16 protein-coding genes are annotated in these 18924 nt (G+C 46.9%); all 16 read left to right on the top strand.

What is annotated here, in order from left to right; translation table 11 throughout:
- Positions 1–204: 204 nt before the first annotated feature.
- The 16 genes from ffh to FBY58_RS05270 all read left to right on the top strand — a co-directional run bounded on the left by ffh (position 205) and on the right by FBY58_RS05270 (position 18908).
- Positions 205–1629 (top strand): signal recognition particle protein, encoded by a 1425-nt coding sequence (gene ffh, locus FBY58_RS05195; protein WP_141919804.1) that lies wholly within the window; start codon positions 205–207, stop codon positions 1627–1629.
- A gap of 36 nt (positions 1630–1665) precedes the next feature.
- The gene (gene rpsP, locus FBY58_RS05200; RefSeq protein ID WP_141919805.1) at positions 1666–2103 is read left to right on the top strand and encodes a 30S ribosomal protein S16; all 438 of its coding nucleotides are present in this window, start codon (positions 1666–1668) and stop codon (positions 2101–2103) included.
- A gap of 3 nt (positions 2104–2106) precedes the next feature.
- Positions 2107–2598 carry a ribosome maturation factor RimM gene (rimM, locus tag FBY58_RS05205; protein ID WP_141919806.1) on the top strand — a complete coding sequence of 164 codons (492 nt, stop codon included), beginning with the start codon at positions 2107–2109 and terminating at the stop codon, positions 2596–2598.
- Positions 2595–3344 carry a tRNA (guanosine(37)-N1)-methyltransferase TrmD gene (trmD, locus tag FBY58_RS05210; RefSeq protein WP_141919807.1) on the top strand — a complete coding sequence of 250 codons (750 nt, stop codon included), beginning with the start codon at positions 2595–2597 and terminating at the stop codon, positions 3342–3344. Before rimM ends, trmD begins: the two co-directional genes overlap by 4 nt.
- Positions 3341–3718 (top strand): 50S ribosomal protein L19, encoded by a 378-nt coding sequence (gene rplS / locus FBY58_RS05215; RefSeq protein WP_141919808.1) that lies wholly within the window; start codon positions 3341–3343, stop codon positions 3716–3718. Before trmD ends, rplS begins: the two co-directional genes overlap by 4 nt.
- A 141-nt stretch (positions 3719–3859) precedes the next feature.
- Positions 3860–4039 carry a hypothetical protein gene (locus FBY58_RS05220; RefSeq protein WP_141919809.1) on the top strand — a complete coding sequence of 60 codons (180 nt, stop codon included), beginning with the start codon at positions 3860–3862 and terminating at the stop codon, positions 4037–4039.
- Positions 4040–4096: 57 nt separating this feature from the next.
- Positions 4097–4726 carry a cellulose synthase operon protein YhjQ/BcsQ gene (locus tag FBY58_RS05225; protein WP_141919810.1) on the top strand — a complete coding sequence of 210 codons (630 nt, stop codon included), beginning with the start codon at positions 4097–4099 and terminating at the stop codon, positions 4724–4726.
- Complete coding sequence (bcsA, locus tag FBY58_RS05230; RefSeq protein ID WP_141919811.1) at positions 4716–6893, top strand: UDP-forming cellulose synthase catalytic subunit; 2178 nt, start codon at positions 4716–4718, stop codon at positions 6891–6893. The genes FBY58_RS05225 and bcsA overlap by 11 nt, the downstream gene beginning before the upstream one ends.
- Complete coding sequence (gene bcsB / locus FBY58_RS05235) at positions 6890–9214, top strand: cellulose biosynthesis cyclic di-GMP-binding regulatory protein BcsB (protein WP_260432118.1); 2325 nt, start codon at positions 6890–6892, stop codon at positions 9212–9214. The genes bcsA and bcsB overlap by 4 nt, the downstream gene beginning before the upstream one ends.
- Entirely contained in the window at positions 9211–13197 is a 3987-nt protein-coding gene (locus tag FBY58_RS05240) for a cellulose synthase subunit BcsC-related outer membrane protein (RefSeq protein WP_141919812.1), read from the top strand. The genes bcsB and FBY58_RS05240 overlap by 4 nt, the downstream gene beginning before the upstream one ends.
- Positions 13198–13379: 182 nt before the next feature.
- The gene (locus tag FBY58_RS05245; protein ID WP_141919813.1) at positions 13380–14399 is read left to right on the top strand and encodes a glycosyl hydrolase family 8; all 1020 of its coding nucleotides are present in this window, start codon (positions 13380–13382) and stop codon (positions 14397–14399) included.
- Between the two features lie 78 nt (positions 14400–14477).
- Positions 14478–15563 (top strand): lytic transglycosylase domain-containing protein, encoded by a 1086-nt coding sequence (locus FBY58_RS05250; RefSeq protein WP_141919814.1) that lies wholly within the window; start codon positions 14478–14480, stop codon positions 15561–15563.
- Positions 15547–16023 carry a septal ring lytic transglycosylase RlpA family protein gene (locus FBY58_RS05255; RefSeq protein WP_141919815.1) on the top strand — a complete coding sequence of 159 codons (477 nt, stop codon included), beginning with the start codon at positions 15547–15549 and terminating at the stop codon, positions 16021–16023. The genes FBY58_RS05250 and FBY58_RS05255 overlap by 17 nt, the downstream gene beginning before the upstream one ends.
- Before the next feature lie 55 nt (positions 16024–16078).
- Entirely contained in the window at positions 16079–17281 is a 1203-nt protein-coding gene (locus tag FBY58_RS05260) for a D-alanyl-D-alanine carboxypeptidase family protein (RefSeq protein ID WP_141920622.1), read from the top strand.
- On the top strand, positions 17260–17916 hold the full coding sequence (gene tmk / locus FBY58_RS05265; RefSeq protein WP_141919816.1) for a dTMP kinase: 657 nt from the start codon (positions 17260–17262) through the stop codon (positions 17914–17916). Before FBY58_RS05260 ends, tmk begins: the two co-directional genes overlap by 22 nt.
- Positions 17916–18908: a DNA polymerase III subunit delta' gene (locus tag FBY58_RS05270; RefSeq protein ID WP_141919817.1), complete on the top strand. Its 993-nt coding sequence runs from the start codon at positions 17916–17918 to the stop codon at positions 18906–18908. Before tmk ends, FBY58_RS05270 begins: the two co-directional genes overlap by 1 nt.
- Positions 18909–18924: the final 16 nt, after the last annotated feature.

Consider the following 18924-nt stretch of genomic DNA (forward strand, 5'->3'; position numbering starts at 1 on the left):
CGACCTTGCAGTGAACCATCTTTTACCAGAATTCTTTCATTATATCCTTGCCAAGAGAAGGTGTTCTGCATAGAAGGAAAAAAATTTTATATCAGGTCTTTACGCCGCACGCTGGTCAGCGAGTTTTCGCCCACCGGCGTATTTTGCGTTTTTAGATCAGAATAGATTTTGGTGTTTTGGCTTTAATATCAGGAAGGGATGGCGATGTTCGGCAGTCTTAGCGAGCGTTTAAGCGGTGTCTTTGATCGGCTGCGTGGCCGTGGCGCCCTGACCGAGGATGATGTCCGGCAAGCGATGCGCGAAGTCCGCATTGCCCTTTTGGAAGCGGATGTTGCCTTACCTGTTGTTCGGGATTTTGTGAATAAAATCACCGAAAAAGCTATCGGCCAAAATGTTTTAAAATCGGTAACGCCGGGTCAGCAAGTCGTTAAAATTGTTTATGATGCGCTGGTTGAAATGCTGGGTGCTGAAACCAGTGACCTTAATCTGGCGGTAAACCCACCAGCAGTGATCTTAATGGTCGGGTTACAGGGTTCGGGTAAAACAACCACTTCAGCCAAATTGGGTAAACAGCTTAAAGAAAAAGACCATAAAAAGGTTTTGATGGCATCTTTGGATGTCCATCGTCCGGCGGCGCAAGAGCAGCTGGCTACTTTAGGTACTCAGGCGGACGTTCCGACCTTGCCGATTATTGCGGGTCAACAGCCCGTCGAAATTGCGCAACGCGCTCTGACTTCTGCCCGTTTACAAGGCTATGATGTCGTCATTTTGGATACAGCCGGTCGTCTTCATATTGACCAGTTGTTGATGGATGAAATGAAGGCCGTTGCCGACAGCAGCAATCCAGCAGAAACACTGTTGGTTGTGGATGCGCTGGCTGGGCAAGATGCAGTCAATATCGCCAAAAGCTTTTCTGAACAGGTTGATCTGACAGGTGTCATTTTAACCCGTATGGATGGTGATGCCCGTGGTGGTGCCGCACTTTCGATGAGAGCGGTGACGGGTAAGCCGATTAAATTCGTCGGTACCAGTGAAAAGCTGGACGGGATTTCGCCTTTCCATCCTGATCGTGTTGCTAACCGCATTTTGGGCATGGGGGATATTATCTCTCTCGTCGAAAAAGCCAGCGAGACGATCGAGAAAGAAGACGCGGAAGCTTTGGCTGCCAAAATGGCCAAAGGGCGTTTCGATTTTAATGACCTGAAAAAACAATTCGGCCAAATGCGGCGTATGGGCGGTATGGGAGCTTTGGCTTCGATGCTTCCTGGGGTGAAACAAATCAAAAATGCTATGGCAAATGGTCAGGTCGATGATCGCATCCTGATCAAAATGGAAGCCATGATTGATTCCATGACCCCGAAAGAACGTATTCGGCCAGAATTGATCAATGCCAAGCGGAAAATCCGGATCGCCAAAGGTTCAGGCACAACGGTTCAGGAAATAAACCGTTTGCTGAAAATGCATCAGGAAATGTCCTCGGCAATGAAACGCCTTAAAAAGATGGGCGGTATCAAAGGTTTAATGAAGATGCTGGGCGGGGGGGCTGATGGTGGAGTACCACCGATGATGCCTCCCAGTGGTGGTATACCGGGGCTTCCCCCGGGTTTCGGCGGCTTCGGTCGTAAGTAAGTTATTTTAATTCTGTTTTGGTGAAAGGAAAATTAAATGTCAGTTTCTATTCGTCTTTCTCGTGGTGGTGCAAAACGCCGTCCGTTTTATCGTATCGTTATTGCGAACTCCCGCAGCCCGCGTGATGGTTCCTTTATCGAAAAAATCGGTAGCTATAACCCACAGCTGTCCAAAGATGACGAAAACCGCGTGATCGTTGATCTCGATCGTGCCCGTCATTGGTTGTCCGTTGGCGCACAGCCGACCGATCGCGTTGCTCGCTTCTTCGATGCTGCTGGCCTTCTGGAACGCAAAACCCGCAACAACCCGAACAAAGCTGTTCCGGGTGAAAAAGCTAAAGAACGCGCTGAAGAACGTGCTCAGAAAGCCGCTGAAGCTGCTGAAGCCGCCAAGGCTGCTACAGAAGTTGAAGCTGCTCCTGCTGCTGAAGAACCAGCGGTTGCAGACGACGCTTCCAAAACCGAAGAAGCTTAAGTCATGGTTGCCGCACCAGATCGCTTAATTACTCTCGCCGTTGTTACAGGGGCGCATGGTATAACAGGAGAGGTGCGGCTTAAGCCTTTCACCGAAGATGCGGCACAATTCAAAGCTTACGGCATTTTTAGTGCAAATGGCACATCTTTGACTCTGAAAAAACTGCGACCTGACCCAAAAGGCTGGGTCGCTCGTTTTTCAGAAATAACCGACCGAAATCAGGCGGAAGCTTTGCGCGGCACCAGCTTAACAGTGCCTCGTAAAGCTCTGCCAGATTTACCGGCCGATGAATATTATCATGTTGATTTAATCGGTCTGCCTTGCATTGACTCTTCAGGAAAGCCTGTTGGCATTTCTGTTGCAGTCGAAAATTATGGCGCAGGCGATATCATCGAAATTGAAAAAGCTGATCAAAAGCGTTTCATGGTGCCGGTTGTTCCAGCCGTAGACGTTCATGATGATCATCTTGTTATTGCGGCCGATTTCATCGAATGACCAAGCCTTTCTCTGCTTCTGTCTTAACGCTTTATCCAGAAATGTTTCCCGGGCCTTTGGGGCATAGCCTTGCAGGTCGCGCTTTGGAAAACGGTCTCTGGTCACTTGATACAGTTCCTATTCGCGATTTTGCCACTGATCGTCACCATACGGTTGATGATACGCCTGCGGGTGGTGGTGCCGGTATGGTTATGCGTCCTGACATTTTGGCGCGGGCGCTAGATCATAGCTGTGAAAAACATCCTGATCTTCCGATTTTGGCGATGACGCCGCGCGGTTATCCGCTAACACAGTCAAAAGTCAGATCGTTGTCCCAAGGGGCGGGCGCTATTATTATTTGTGGCCGTTTCGAAGGTATGGATGAACGTTTGTTTGAAGCCAGAGCTATAGAACCCGTTTCTGTGGGTGATTATATCCTTTCAGGCGGAGAAATGGCGGCTTTAACCCTGTTAGATGCTTGCATCCGGCTTATACCTGGCGTAATGGGCAAAATCACAAGTGGGGAAGACGAAAGCTTTGAAACAGGCTTGCTGGAATACCCACAATATACCCGTCCGGTTGAATGGGAAGGGTTATCGATTCCCGAAGTGTTACGATCTGGGAATCACGCGCATATCAAGGCATGGCGGCAAGCTATGTCTGAACGCGATACAAGGCTAAGGCGGCCGGACCTTTGGGAACGCTACAGGAGCGTTCAGGCTAGTCGCCCTCTGGCGCGTAACAAAAAAGACAGGAATGAAAAATGAATCTTATTCAGACTCTTGAAGCCGAACAGATCGCCAAATTACAAGAAAATAAGTCTATTCCTGATTTTCGCGCTGGTGATACTTTAAAAGTCGGTGTGCGCGTTGTTGAAGGCGAACGCATTCGTATTCAGTTCTACGAAGGTGTCTGCATCGCTCGCTCCAACAAAGCTATCGGTTCTTCTTTCACGGTGCGGAAAATTTCCTTCGGTGAAGGTGTGGAACGTGTATTCCCGATTTACTCACCGAATGTAGATTCAATCGAAGTTGTTCGTCGTGGTGTGGTTCGTCGCGCTAAACTTTACTATCTGCGTGGCCGTAGAGGTAAAGCTGCTCGTATCGCAGAACGTCGTGATACCCGCGCAAATAAAAAATAAGACCAAAAAACTTTTAAAGTTTTTTTTACAAAATAAGGGCATCGTTCTTCGGTGCCCTTATTTTTTTATTAACTTATATTTTACTTTTCTTATCTAAATATATTATAAAACATGAAGCGGTAATTTTTTAAGGAAGACTTTATGTCTAAAAAAAATATTCTACCGCAGGACGTTAACAATCTTCTAAAAGATATCAGCCAGCCTGATTTTTCTTATCGTGTATACGATAACCGCAACCCTGTAGAATGGCATAATTGGCCTCTTTTAGAAAAAGCTGCGGACTATATTGCTTGGAAGCACAAGCAAAACGTCAATATTTGAAGTAAATATTATTAAGTTGGTCTTAAAAAACCACGTTTTTTTTAAGAAAGTTTTTCTATGTTGGTGTTGTTTCATTCTTTCAAAGGGGGAGTGGGGGTCTCCACTGTTGCGGCCAATATCGCACTCTCACTTGCCCGCTTTCACCAGAAGGTGGCGATTGCAGATTTGACACGCCAACAATCCCTGAATTTTCATATCGGTATTCAAGAAGAAGATATTCCTTTCTTGTCCAGCGATAATATCGAAGAATTATATAATGCTTCGAAAGAGTTCGAAGAAGATGGTGGTATTGTGATTGCCGATATCGGAACAGAGATCGCTCATCATACCATACCGGAAGAGAATATCCTGAATATCTCTATTATCTCTCCGAATGCCGGATGTATGGCTCTTTTTCCCGAAGCTTTCGATAAAAAGCATTATTACATTATCAATAATGAGAATGAGCGCTATAATTTCTCACGGGCAGCATCACAGTTCGTGCAAGATATGGTTCAGGATAATTTGATTGGGATTATCCGTCAGGATGAAGCGGTCAATGAAGCTTTGGGCAAACTTCAGCCTTTAAATCTTTACCAACCTGAAAGCGCTGCTCTAAAAGATTTTAACCACTGCGCGCATCAACTTTTAAGAATGATCGGGATTAACACTTCGCTTCATGTGGGGGAGGTAGCCGATGCTTCGTAAAAGTCGCATAAAAATTAATAAGCTGCTTTCCGAAGCTAAATATATTTTGGAGCATGTGTGGGATTCATTCCTGCAATGGCCATTGGTTTTCCTGATTGCCGCTGCTGCAATTATGGTTATTTCGGTACCTTTGCCGTTATATTACCAGTGGGTCTATGGCGTGTTTTTCATGGGCTTGACGCTGCTTATTGATCGCAACCCAAGCCACTACGCTTCCATTGTTATCTGTCTTTCTTCTATTTTAACTTCGACCCGATACATCTTCTGGCGCATTACACAGACATTGCGTTTTGACCATATCATGGATGCAATTTTCGGTAGCATCCTGTTTATGGCTGAACTCTATGCCTGGGCGATCCTGATCTTGGGATTATTTCAAATTTTATGGCCGATGCAGCGTCCCGTTATCCCGCTGTCGGGGAAGGATGAAGATTTACCCACCATTGACGTTTTTATTCCGACTTTTAACGAAAGTATGGAAATCGTCAGGAATACCGTCTTTGCGGCAATGGGGATGGATTACCCAAAAGATCGCTTTAAAGTCTATCTTCTCGATGATGGTAATCGGGAAGAATTTCGTATTTTTGCCGAGCAAGCTGGCTGTAATTACCTAACCCGAACCGACAATTTGAATGCAAAGGCCGGTAACCTCAATGCCGCTTTGAAAAAGACATCGGGTGAGTTGGTCTGTATTTTTGACTGTGACCATGTGCCGACAAGGGCTTTTCTACAGCTAACCGTTGGATGGTTACAAAAAGAACCCAATCTGGCTTTGGTGCAGACTCCCCATTTCTTCTATTCTCCTGATCCTATCCAAAAAAATGTTCCGGGTGGTAGCGAATTGCCGGGGGATAATGAATTGTTCTACGGCACGGTGCAGCGCGGGAATGATTTATGGGATGCCACCTTCTTCTGTGGATCTTGCGCCATTCTTCGTCGCGCAGCCTTAGAAGAAAATGATGGATTTTCAGGCGAAACCGTGACCGAAGATGCTCATACCGCCTTAAGAATCCAACGACGTGGATGGGATACGGCCTATATCAATATCCGCCTTTCTGCCGGCCTCGCGACAGACACCTTACTTGCCCATATCAAGCAGCGTGCCCGCTGGGCGCGTGGTATGACCCAGATTTTGCGGGTTGATAATCCGCTATGGGGTAAAGGGCTGACGATTGCGCAACGGCTTTGCTATATGAATGCTTTGCTTCATTATCAATTTGCCTTGCCACGGGTCATCTTCCTGATCTCGCCCTTGGCGTTTATTCTATTCAATTCCAGTATTATTCACTCCTCGGCCGTCATGGTTTTTGCCTATGCCATTCCGCATCTTTTTATGTCGCTCTGGGCGCATGAAAGATTGAGTAGTGGGCGGAGACAACCTTTCTGGGGTGAAATCAACGAAACCCTGTTGGCGTTTCATCTGATCAAACCAACGCTCATCACTATTTTTAACCCGAAAAAAGGGAAGTTTAACGTCACGGATAAGGGCGAAAGAAGTGAAGATGATTATTTCGATCTTCGTTCCGTCCGTCCTCATCTGATAACGACCGCTTTCTTATTTCTGGGCTTGGTCGTCGGTACGATTAAGCTGATTTATGCCGATTATTTCCATATCCAGAGTTCAGTTCTGGTGCTCAACATCCTTTGGGCAAGCTTTAACTTCATTATTTTACTCGCATCCGTCGCTGTTGCGAATGAAAGCCGACAAGTCAGGAATACAGTCCGTTTTCCTTTCCAGATTCCTTTCTCAGCCTATTTCGATGACGGTCATGTTATTGATTCTGTAACAGATAACATCTCGTTAGGTGGGTTGGCATTTTCGTTACCCAAAAATTATGAACTGGCAGACAGGGACATTACCGAAATTTCTATGAAGGTAGATAATCGGTCTTTTGCTTTGCCTGTTAAAATCGTCAGCAGAAGCGGTGCTCTTGTCCGCCTGCAATTTGAAACGGCATCCATGTCAGAACAGAAAAAACTGGTCGCGGCATTGATGGGGCAGGCCGATGCATGGCAGCATTATGGCCCTGAGGAAAAACCCGTTTCCACCATCGCATCCATGAAACACATTCTTAAAATTATCTTTGGTCTGCTGCGTTACCGTCCCCAAAAACGGATCAACAAAAAAGCGGCGATTAAGAATGAGAAGGGGGCAGTACAGAAATGAAAAACGCAAAAAAAGCAACAGTAGCCAGCTTAATGCTTCTGACGCTATCGGGTGCTTCTTATAGCCAGATTGCTGGAGCAGCATCTGTCAAACGGACAGCGCGTGCTTCTGCCGATGTAACAGCTGCTGCTGTTGATACGCTTCCCGTACCAGCCACCGCCCATCAAGGCCGCCTGTCTTTTGAAAGTATTGGCGTAGGCCAGACTATTCATCTGGTCGGTGTAAACGGCGAAATGGGTATTCCTTTCGGTCTTAGAAATGACGAAACTGTCGCTAAGGCTAGCCTCAGACTAAGTGTCAGCTATTCTCCGGCTTTATTAAGTGACCTGAGCCATCTGATTATTCTGGTGAATAACGAAATTATCCGTTCCGTGCCGCTTTTGCGTGAGAATGCGAATGGTTTGGAAATCGTTATTCCTGTTGATCCCGCGATATTTCTGCCTGGTGAAAATCGGATCAATCTTCGTTTTATCGGCCATTATACCCGAGATTGTGAAGATCCTGTCCATAGCTCGTTATGGATGAATATCTCTAACAAGCGGTCATTCCTTGATCTCGAAATGGTTAAGACACCTCTTCAGGCTGATCTTGAACGTTTGCCTGCACCGTTTTTTGATCGTTTCGAAACGGGGCGGTTAAACTTACCCTTTATCTTCCGCGCTAATCCCAGTGAAGATATGCTGGAAGCAGCAGGCTATGTCGCTTCATGGATTGGTAGCTCTCGTGGTTTCAGAGGCGCTTCTTTCCAGCCTGTTACAGATGGTATTCCGGCTGGTAACGGCATTGTCTTTACAACAGGACGTAATCCAATCGCCGGATTAGGTGATGATCACATCACGGGCCCCACCATTGCGATTGTCAAAAACCCGAATGACGCAAGCAGCCAATTGCTTGTCGTTATGGGACGTAACGGAGAAGAGTTAAAACAAGCTGCCGCCGTATTGGCAACAAGAAGCGCGACTTTGGAAGGGCAACGGGTTGTTGTCGACGATGTTAAAATCCCTACCTACAAACCCTATGAAGCGCCTAAATGGATCAGAACCGATCGGCCGGTTAAATTATCCGAATTAATCCAGTCGCCACAGGATTTAATCGGTAACAGCATTATGCCAGGTCCCTTAGAAGTGAACTTCAAGTCGGCGCCTGACCTTTTCTTCTGGCCTTATTCAGGTCCAAGAATGGATGTCAAATATCGCTATCCTTATGGAAGCTGGCTTGATCGCAAACGATCACGATTGGATATCTCGCTTAACCAGCAATATGTTTCTACTTTGCCAATCGGTGAAAAAACATGGATCGATAGATTACTGGGACGTGACGGCGCGGTCGGCATCCGGAATCGTGGTAAACGCTCCATTCCGTCCTACACGCTTGCCCCAAGCAACTATCTCAGCTTCTTTTATGATTTACAGCTGGCTGATAAAGGGCGTTGTCAGGCTGTTTTACCGAATAATGTTCGCTCTTCAATTGACCCCGACAGTAGTATCAATCTGATGCATGCTCATCATTTGGCACGCTTGCCTGATTTGGGTCTATTTGCAGGGGCGGGTTATCCCTTCACTAGAATTGCCGATCTCGGCAACAGCACCATTCTAATGGAAGAGCATCCGACAGCAGGCGCTATTCAGGCCTATCTTGGTTTGATGGCACGCTTTAGTAGCTTTACTGGTGCGGCTGTGACGCGTGTTACGGTGCAAGAAGGCATTAACCCTGACCGCCTTAAAGGTCGGGATCTCCTGATCATTGGCGGCCCATCCTTGTCAGAAAACAACCTTCTGGAAAATGCGCCGGTGCGTTGGAATGGTCAGCATATGACCTTGAAAGAAAGGCCACTGGTCAGCCGCCTTTATAATTTCCTGCATATGACCAGCCCTGACGTTCCGACCTATCCTGATCAAGATGTCGCTGCGACGATTTCGTCTCCTGAATTTGAAGGCTTGATGGCATGGCGTTCACCTTTTGATAGAAGTCATGATGCGGTTGCTTTGCTTGCTGTAGATCAGAATAAATTACCTAATTTTGTCCAAGCTTTTGATAAAAAACAAAATGATGGGCAAATAAAAGGTGATCTCGCGCTTAATACTATAAACGGAATACGAAGCTTTCAGGTCGGATCATTATACTGGCGTGGTTCTGTTCCATTTTGGTTATGGATTGGTTACTGGATTAGTAACCATCCGTTAGTAATGATTGTGGTAACGTTATGCGTCGCGCTTCTGCTGGCTGTTCCAATCGGGACCCTTCTTAGAATTCAGCAAAAACGCCGGCTTAAGCATTCCTCCACAGCGGAGGTTTCAGAAAACGATGAGTCCGAAGAATGAAACGTATAACAGGCATTACCCTCGCTTCGTCCTTGGCTGGCGCCATGATGCTGGGTTCGCTTGCTGTTGACCCACTACCAGCAAGCGTAAGCAAGAACCCCACGACGGGTAAAAATGCAGGAGCTTCCAAAACCGGTGCAACCACCGGTAGCGGTAGCGCTATCCAGTTATTGCGTAATCAGGCTGTTTTCTGGAAAAATAGAGGCCGGAATGATCTCGCTGCCAATGCATGGCAGCGATTGCTGGAGATCGATCCTAACAATAAAATGGCTAAACAGGCCTTGCAGGAAACAACTTTTGTTCCGGCAGCACCTGAAAACGATAATTCTGCATCACTGCCGTCTTCATCGGCCAAAAGCAAAAACATTGTTACCGGTCAAGGTGGGCGTTCATTTCCAACAGGCTTAACGCCTTCTGCACGCGCAGGCAGAATACGTTTGGAAGGTTTTAATGCCTTTCAAAATAACCAGCTTGATCTTGCCGAACAGAGATTTAGACGCGCTTTAGCGCTTTATGCCCATGATAAAGACGCCTTGGGTGGTCTGGGTATTATCCGTTTAAAACAGCATCGTTATCCGGACGCGATCCGTTTTCTGGAAGAAGCCTCTTCGGATAAAGAAGGCTGGCGCTGGGCAAATGCGTTATCCTCTGCTCGTTTTTATGGTCGATTCGATGAAGCACAGGCGGCCAGTCGGTCAAACCAGCTTGACAAAGCTCAGTCCATTTTGGAGCAGTTACAAGGGCAACAAGGCGGCGACCAAACGGTTTCCAACGCTCTTTTGGCTGATATCTATGCGCGTCAGGGACAATACGACAAGGCAATGGCGCTTTATGACAAATTAGGTAGCTCCGCCGATGCTGTCACCGTAGCCCGCCTACGGAGTCAGGAAAACGGGATTAAAGCCAGAAAAGCGTTATCCCAAGGCGACTATGCCCATGCAGAGCAGTATTTCAGAACCGCTATTGTCAATGATATTGCCAATCCGTGGTTACGGCTCGATTATGCGCGTTTGTTATTAAAAGAAGGGCATCGCCCCGAAGCGGTCAGCTTGATCCGTCCGTTAGAAGATCAGGCTTCTTCGGAAGAAGCGATCTATGCGGCCAGTCTTTTTTGGCAGGAAATGGGCGATAACAGCCATGTTATCAATCTTGTCAATCGTATCCCTGATGATGCCCGCACGCCTCTGATGAATAAAATTGCAGAAGATGCGGATATCAACATTGCTTTGTCACGGGCAAAGCGGATGAGCCTGTATGGGCGGCGCGGGGATGCCATTGGCCTATTACGTTCTTTAGCCAATGATCCGAACCGTAATATTTCACAGCTTGGTTTGATTTCCGATAGCTTATTACAGCTTGGCGATGTCGAAGATGCGGCCTTTTTGGCAGAACACAGCCTGTCTTTGCCTTTGGGGGCGGCTAGTGACTATCAAGCCAGCCTGTCGGTTCTGATCCGCACGGGACATTATGACACGGCCAGCGATTTCATTAATCAGATCGCGCCTGAAATGTCTCGCCATGATCAAAATGGCTATAAAATGCTTAACCGCACTTTGGCGATTGCCCGCGCCGATATGATGCGACAGAAAAAGCTTTATATGCCTGCTTTTGATGTGCTGCATCAGGCATGGGAAGAAACCGATGGTGGGGATAATATTTTACCGGTTCTTGCCAGAATTTATCAGGATGCTGGCCTGAATGATAAGGCGCAGTCCCTTTATCATTACATGCTTTCAAACCATCCGCGGGATGCTTCTGCGCTTTTGAACAGCCTAACCATTGCCCAGCAACAGGGCAATGACGATCGGGCAGAGCAGGCTTTGCGTCGCCTGAAAAAAGTAGCCCCCGGTAACCCTTATGTTTATCTGGCATCTGCCCGTTTTGAAAAAAACAAAAGCGATGATGAACAGGCGTTAAAAGACCTCAAAAAAGCTCATCGCGTCTATCAAAGAATGTTACGTCAGGGACGGTCTGCTGATTTACCCTCTGATAATGCCGCGAGCGATGACAACACCGCGATTATTGTGGACGCACCGAACAAGCCACGTGGAGATTATAATCCTTTCGCGCTCAATGAAGAGGATTTTCGGCGGCTACAGACCCGTAGTGAAGTCGAAATGGCATCATCTGATAATGATGCCGAAATGAATCACGACGACTATCATTATAATCATGATGATTATGACGATGGTTTTGGGCAGTCTTCTTTCCGCTCATCCCGCTATAACAATAATAGCGGTAGCAATTCAGCCTATCAGAAGAAAGTAACAGCACCTGTTACGCAACAGGCCGCCGGCTTCTCCTCTCATCCTTTGTTCGCATCATCCGATGAAGATGATAACCGCAGTAACCGGATAGTAGAGAATACATCCAGCCGCCGCGTGTCTCATGCTGGGAAACAGGCTTCAGCCAATGCAGGTCGCAGCTATGGCGAGGAAACAGCACCTCGCTCCAATAGTAAGACACAGCCCGCGCAACCTTTATTGGTCAATAATTTTACCTCGACCCAAAATGCCTTACCTTTCCCGAACCAAACAACGGGCAGCCGTTCTTCTGGTAACGGGTTAGACAATCTCAATACCCGCGTATTTCCTGATCATAACCTTTCAAATGATTATGATGATGAAGATGACCGTCAGGAAAAAATCAAAAAAGATCTGGCTGAACAGAAGAAATTTGACAGCTGGAATATTTTTGCACCGGGTAGTGCGTTTGGTTCCAGCACCATGCTGGAAGCGCCTTCTTATACCAGTATAGCGGTTGCTGATCCGATCAATTATCCGGCGGCTGCGCGGTTACATGGTGGCAGCCATGATCCGTTATTGCGTGATATCAATGACGGTATTGATCATCTGTCTTTGAATACGGGCACTGTGTTAGAAGGCACGCCAGAATTTAGAGAACATTCCGGTCAGCAAGGCCTTAGCCGATTAAACGAATATGGCTTTAATGCCAAAGCATCAACCAATTTGGGCAGTCGCGTCAGAGGCTTTTTCTCTGTCACGCCTCTTTATCTGACCGCAGGCCAGCCTGATCAATATGGTGCACCTTATTTCGGTGGGAATCCGTTAAAATCAAATTCTAGCATTGCTGCTGGTGGAAAGGCTATGTTTGTTCCGATTAAAGATCAGTCAGCTTCAGGTGTAGCATTGGATGCGGGTATCAAAATCAAAGATATTCGCCTTGATATTGGTACCACGCCCATTGGCTTTAGAAAAACCAATATTCAGGGTGGTATCAGCTGGTCACCTTCTATTACCGACCATTTAAGCGGCCATATCTTCATGGAACGGCGTCCTGTTATGGACAGTCTGGTGGCTTATGCCGGAACACTCGATCCAGTAACTGGTCAGACATGGGGTTCTGTCATGAAAACCGGCGGCGGTGGCGGTTTATCCTATGATGTCAATGGCAGTGGCCTTTACGCCCAAGGAAATTATCGGGTTTATGATGGGACGAGAGTTCAGAAGAACCATGCTGTCGAAGCCAATGTGGGTGGTTATTATTCCCTCTTGAATAGCCAATCCGCCAATTTCAGCATTGGTGTTAACGTCAATTACCAACATTATTTGAATAACCAATATTTCTTTAGCTTTGGTCAAGGTGGTTATTTTAGTCCCAACCACTTTATCAGCGTAGCCTTCCCGCTTCGCTACACAGGAACCCTTGATCGTTGGAAGTTAAATGCGGAAATCGCCCCCGGTTATCAGGACTTCTATGAAAGAAGAAACTATATATTCGGGAATAGACATGACCAACAAAATCAGATGAACACATTTTATATGTTAAATAATGATCTGTCGAATATTTTTCCAGGACAGCATCATAGCGGGGCAGGGTATGAAGGCCGATTATCTGTTAGCTACAGATTAAGCCGTGCGGCCGTGTTGGGTGGCGAAATTCGGGCAACCACCTTTGGTCCTTACAGCGAATATCGCGAATTACTGTCGCTTCATTATTCACTGGATGCTGAAAAAAAGTGATCAAACCTAAATAAATCTATATTTTCTTCATTTATGAATGAATTTTTATTATAGATTATAGAATAGTTCATTTTATTCAGCTGCCTCAAAGGTAGCCGTCTTTAAAACCGGTCGGTATGAATGATCATTATTCCGGCCGGTTACATTATAAAAGGCTTCGAGAAAGAGGGGGATGCTCAGCCATGACCTATAGTCGTCGTTTTATCCTTTCTACGTTGGTAAGCGTCCCTTTGCTGGTGGCCTGTAGAAAAGGGAAGGCTCTGGAGCCAGATAACTGGACATTATTCCGTAACCGTTTTTTCCAAGATGGTCGTATTACCGATACTGGAAATGGTAATATCAGCCATAGTGAAGGACAGGGCTATGGCATGTTGCAGGCCGAAGCCGCCCATGACAAAGCCAGCTTTGATGCATTATGGAAATGGACAAAAACGCATTTGATGCGTGCCGACATGGCACTTTTTGCATGGCGTTATGATCCGTCGCAATCCAATCCAGTTTCAGACCAAAATAATGCAACGGATGGTGATATCCTGATTGCATGGGCCTTGCTGAGAGCAGAAAAACGCTGGCCGAAAAATGGTTATGGAGAGGATTCAGAAGCCATTAGAAAATCTATCGGAAAGAAACTGGTTCTTTCGGGTGGCGGTGAAACGATTCTTCTTCCTGGATTACAGGGCTTTACCGGAACAGATTTTGTTCTCCTTAATTTTTCCTATTACATATGGCCTGCGTTAAAAGCTTTTGATGAAGCCGATAAAGGCGCATGGCATAACGTTATTGAAAGCGGGAAAAAATTACTGGGACGGGCAAAGTTCGGCCTACCTCAACTGCCAACTGACTGGGTCGCTTTCAAGAATAACGGAAATCTGGAGCCCGCCGCTGACAAACAGCCTTATTTTGGCTTTGATGCCGTCAGAATACCGCTTTATCTGATATGGGGCGGCGAAGACGAACTAGCTGCGCCTTTTGCGATTTATTGGAATAGCTATCTTTCTCATAATCAACCGGTCCCGGCATGGGTCGATGTGAATACCCAATCGGTCGCCCCTTATCCTTTATCAAAAGGCGGTATGGCCATTCTTGATCTTGCGATGAATAAACCCGTTACGGCTAAAATCGCCGATCAGGATGACTATTATTCTTCGGCATTATTGGCACTTTCGGAAATTGCCTCCAAAGAAAGACCGCATAACCGCTAAATCTTTTATTGCCATCATCCCAATTCCTGAAAAATAGTATAGAATACTGTATCATTTTTTCACGAGGATTGGGCAAGGATGCGTTTATACCCCTTGATAGCGGCTATTTTTATAAGCGGGATGACGTTTCCGGCATTATCACAACTATCATCTGAACAAGCTGTGCCAACACAGGAGAAAACAGCAGCAGATTTGAATAGTCAGGAAGCCAATAGAGATTTCAAAAACTTTTTGGCTTCTATCCGTCCTCAAGCTTTGTCCAGCGGCGTCAATGCTCAGACATTTGACAGCATCGCTTCTGATTTAACGCCTAATCCACGGGTCATCCAATTAGATCGCAGCCAACCGGAATCCCCGACGGCCAATGCGACCATACCGCCTTTTGCGCCATATGCCGCCAGCCATGTGGATGCCATAAGAATTGCTAATGGTCGCAAGAAATATCAGGCATTACAAAATAGTCTTGCCTCTATCTCAAGAGAGACAGGCGTTCCGGCTGGAATAATGCTGTCTATTTATGGTCATGAAAGTGGATATGGCCAATTTTCAGGCAATTTTGATCTGTTAAGATCGCTTGCGACTTTGGCCTATGATGGCCGGCGGCGGGATCTATTTGTCCAAGAATATATTGCAGCCTTGAAAATCATTGATTCTGGCATTGATCGCAGCCTGTTAAAAGGGAGCTGGGCTGGTGCAACCGGCTCACCCCAATTTTTGCCCAGCGTTTATTTACGGGTCGCGGTCGATGGTGATCATGATGGTAAAAAAGACATCTGGTCAAATGAGGTTGATGCTTTGGCCTCAATCGGTAACTATTTAAAAACAGCGGGTTGGCAGCCCAATGTTCCATGGGGCATGGCGGTTAAAGTGCCCGATAGCCTTGATCGCGATATGATAAGATCAGTAACGCCTGCGCAAAAATGTCCGCGCGTTTATGCAAGGTTAAGTCGATGGCAGCCAATATCCGAATGGCGCAAATTAGGTCTTGTTTTCATGGGCAGCCATATGCCTGCTGAAAATGAATCCATGGCGTTGATAGAACCGGACGGGGCGGGGGCAACCGCATGGCTGGTCTCTGCCAACTACCGCGCTATTCTTGATTATAATTGTTCCAATTTTTATGCTTTATCTGTGGGATTACTGGCCGATGCGATCACAGACTAATTTTCGCTTTTCTCTTCGTTCGTGGAGTGTTCTTTTACCCCTGTTTGTGGCAGCCTGCGCGGGGCCTCAAACTCATCACTATAGCCATAACAGTCATACCGCTCGTACTCCGGCAACCAACCGGCCTTATAATGTTGGCGGCGTGACTTATTTTCCAAAGGATGATCCTTCTTATAACGAAGTCGGTTATGCCTCTTGGTATGGTGACGATTTCGCTGGACATCCGACCGCAATCGGGGAAAAATTTTCACCTAATGCTATCAGCGCCGCTCATAAGACATTGCCGCTGCCCTGTTACGTTGAAGTAACCAATCTTGAAACCGGTCGTAGACTGGTTGTCAGGGTGAATGATCGGGGGCCTTTTGTTCAAGGCCGAATTATCGATCTTTCAAGGGGCGCTGCCCGTGCTTTGGGGATTGAAAAGAAAGGCACAGCTAGGGTTCGTGTCAAGCGTCTCTAGTTTTGTATTGTTATTAACGGCTACAAGTTTATCAAGATAACTAATCTTAGTGACCATGCCTTTTTATATTGGTGATTCAATGAAGCCAGTTTTACTCTTTTCCGCATCTGTTGCCGTGTGGTTTACGACGGCTGCCGCTCATGCAGCAGCACCGCCTTTTGAAACGATTGCACCTATCGCCTATATGAAAGACCTTTCTTCGGGTGCGGTGCTTTATTCCAAAGATGCCGATCGTCGGATGCCGCCAGCCTCAATGGCTAAAATGATGACTGTCTATGTGGCCTTTGATCTCATCAAAAAAGGGCAACTTAAATTAGATCAGCCGATCACGGTGCAACCGGAAACTTGGAAAAAATGGCACGGCCCTTCCGCTGGGTCGACGATGTTTCTGTCTCCCAACGAACAGGTCAGTGCGGCCAATCTTTTGCATGGCATTGTAACGCTTTCCGGTAATGATGCCTGTGTGGTTCTGTCCGAAGGTATTGCCGGAACAGAGCAGGCCTTTGTTGCTTTGATGAATGAAAAAGCCCAGAAAATTGGTCTAAGTAATTCCCATTTCGGCACGGCTAATGGTTGGCCGGACGGCGGCGCGACCTATGTCACAGCGCATGATCTCGAAACACTGGCGGAAGCCACTATTCACGACTTTCCTGATTTCTATCGCCAATTTTATGGTCAGCGCGAATTCACATGGGGTAAGACCATGGGGGCTGGTAAAGATATTACCCAGTCCAATCGTGATCCGTTATTAGGTGTTGTTGAAGGCGCAGACGGGTTGAAAACTGGACATACTGATGAAGCAGGTTTTGGCTTCACCGGATCCGCTGAACAAAAGGGGCGGCGGCTGGTTATGGTCATGGCTGGCTTGCCTTCTAATGGTGCCCGCCGTGAACAGTCTATTGCCTTTATGAATTGGGGTTTTAGAGCTTGGAAATCGAAACCCGTTGTTAGAAAAGGTGTTCGTGTCCAAACCGCAGAAGTGCAGGGCGGTAGCTCTTCTTCTGTTGGTTTAGTTGCACCACGCGATCTGGCGGTTACTTTGCCGATTACGGCTTCTGACCAGATGAAAGTAAAAGTTATTTATCAAGGCCCCATCAAGGCCCCTATTGCCGAAGGTCAGCATATTGCCGATCTGGTTGTAATTACGTCTGATACACCACCACAGGTAACGCCTTTAGTCGCCGAGAAAACGGTAGAAAAAGCCGGATTCTTTGGTCGCATCGGTGAAGGTGTAAGGTGGCTCCTGGGGCGATTGTGATACAAAAAACGGGATATTTCATCAGTCTAGAAGGCGGAGAAGGGGTCGGAAAATCCACTCAACTGCGCCTTTTAGCAGCCGCGATCGAAGAAAAGCTTCAAAAACCTGTTATCGAAACCAGAGAACCCGGTGGCTGTCCGGGTGGGAACGCGATCCGTCATCTTTTACTGGAAGGCGACGTTCATCGTTGGACGAATGCGACCGAAGCGCTCTTATTCGCCGCAGCGCGGGCTGAACATGTTGCGCGTGTGATTAAACCGGCCTTGGAAACAGGGACATGGGTCGTTTGCGACCGTTTTATTGATAGTTCACTCGCCTATCAGGGTGATGCTGGCGGCCTTAGCCAAAAGGATATCCGTTGCCTTCACCAGATTGGCAGCCAATCTTTGTTCCCTGACCGGACATTTTTGTTAACGTTACCACGGGGTGAAGGCATTAAGCGTGCCCAAGAACGTGACAAGAATAAAGGCAACCGTTTTGAACAACGGACGGCTGACTATCATCAAAAGGTAAATGAAACCTTCTTGCAATTAGCGGCCAATGAACCGGAACGCTTTCGGGTTATTGATGCAAGCGGCAAACCAGAAGAAGTGCATCAGCGCCTTTTATCGGCTTTGGACGACCTTTTACCTTGATGTCTAAATTACTGGGTCACGATACAGCGATAAAGATTTTTCGTCATGCGGAAGAAAGCGGACGATTACATCATGCTTGGCTTCTAACGGGAGCAAAGGGCGTTGGGAAACGCTTCTTTGCAGACCAAGCGGCGGCTTGGTTGCTCGCCAATGCCGTTAATCCAGACGTCAAAAAAAATGTTGAGCCGCTCTCCCTTGATATTACAGGACATAACCCAACCCTGTCTTTGATAAAAGCAGGCAGCCATCCTGATTTATTGCGTCTGGAACGGTTATTCCGAGATTCCAAGGAGCAGGAACGCGCTCGCAATATTACGGTTGATCAAGTCAGAAGTATTCAAAAGCTGTTTTCAACGACACCGGCCTTATCCTTTCGGCGGGTTGTGATTATTGATTCCATTGATGATCTGGAACGGTCGGCGGCCAATGCGCTACTGAAAAATCTGGAAGAGCCACCGGCTGGCACGATCTTTTTTCTGATCAGCCATGCGGCCGGGCGGCTTTTACCCACCATTCGCTCCCGTTGTCACCTTTTACCTTTCCATTTATTGGAAGATAACCTTGTCGAACATATTCTAAAGCATAATCTTCCCGATATAAGCGATGAAGAATGCGCAAGTCTGGTAAAAATTAGTCAGGGTTCTCCTGGCTATGGTCTCAAATTTGCCGGTCTTGATATGGCTGAGTTAGATAATGCGATAGAAAATCTTGTCAAAACAGGCGATAGGGATTTTCTATTACGCAGCAAGCTGGCACAGAGTCTGTCTCTAAAGTCAGCACAAAGCCGTTACGAAGCTTTTCTGGAACGGGCTCCGACCCGCATCGCAGCCGAGGCTCATCACCTAAGGGGAGAAAAACTGGCACAAGCCATTCATTTATGGGAAAAAGCCCGCCAGCTTGGCAATGAAGCTGTGTCATTTTCTCTTGATCCACAGGCAACTGTTTTTACTCTGGCTGGATTTCTTGCCAGATTAGCCCCAACACACAAATAGATTTGGTAAATTTCGA

This window comes from Zymomonas mobilis, assembly GCF_006715975.1.
Taxonomy (GTDB): domain Bacteria; phylum Pseudomonadota; class Alphaproteobacteria; order Sphingomonadales; family Sphingomonadaceae; genus Zymomonas; species Zymomonas mobilis_B.

Excerpts from the sequence above, each read along its gene's own strand:
- ffh (WP_141919804.1), top strand. The coding sequence starts at position 205 with ATGTTCGGCAGTCTTAGCGAGCGTTTAAGCGGTGTCTTTGATCGGCTG.
- rpsP (WP_141919805.1), top strand. The coding sequence starts at position 1,666 with ATGTCAGTTTCTATTCGTCTTTCTCGTGGTGGTGCAAAACGCCGTCCG.
- rimM (WP_141919806.1), top strand. The coding sequence starts at position 2,107 with ATGGTTGCCGCACCAGATCGCTTAATTACTCTCGCCGTTGTTACAGGG.
- trmD (WP_141919807.1), top strand. The coding sequence starts at position 2,595 with ATGACCAAGCCTTTCTCTGCTTCTGTCTTAACGCTTTATCCAGAAATG.
- rplS (WP_141919808.1), top strand. The coding sequence starts at position 3,341 with ATGAATCTTATTCAGACTCTTGAAGCCGAACAGATCGCCAAATTACAA.
- FBY58_RS05220 (WP_141919809.1), top strand. The coding sequence starts at position 3,860 with ATGTCTAAAAAAAATATTCTACCGCAGGACGTTAACAATCTTCTAAAA.
- FBY58_RS05225 (WP_141919810.1), top strand. The coding sequence starts at position 4,097 with ATGTTGGTGTTGTTTCATTCTTTCAAAGGGGGAGTGGGGGTCTCCACT.
- bcsA (WP_141919811.1), top strand. The coding sequence starts at position 4,716 with ATGCTTCGTAAAAGTCGCATAAAAATTAATAAGCTGCTTTCCGAAGCT.
- bcsB (WP_260432118.1), top strand. The coding sequence starts at position 6,890 with ATGAAAAACGCAAAAAAAGCAACAGTAGCCAGCTTAATGCTTCTGACG.
- FBY58_RS05240 (WP_141919812.1), top strand. The coding sequence starts at position 9,211 with ATGAAACGTATAACAGGCATTACCCTCGCTTCGTCCTTGGCTGGCGCC.
- FBY58_RS05245 (WP_141919813.1), top strand. The coding sequence starts at position 13,380 with ATGACCTATAGTCGTCGTTTTATCCTTTCTACGTTGGTAAGCGTCCCT.
- FBY58_RS05250 (WP_141919814.1), top strand. The coding sequence starts at position 14,478 with ATGCGTTTATACCCCTTGATAGCGGCTATTTTTATAAGCGGGATGACG.
- FBY58_RS05255 (WP_141919815.1), top strand. The coding sequence starts at position 15,547 with ATGCGATCACAGACTAATTTTCGCTTTTCTCTTCGTTCGTGGAGTGTT.
- FBY58_RS05260 (WP_141920622.1), top strand. The coding sequence starts at position 16,079 with ATGCCTTTTTATATTGGTGATTCAATGAAGCCAGTTTTACTCTTTTCC.
- FBY58_RS05270 (WP_141919817.1), top strand. The coding sequence starts at position 17,916 with ATGTCTAAATTACTGGGTCACGATACAGCGATAAAGATTTTTCGTCAT.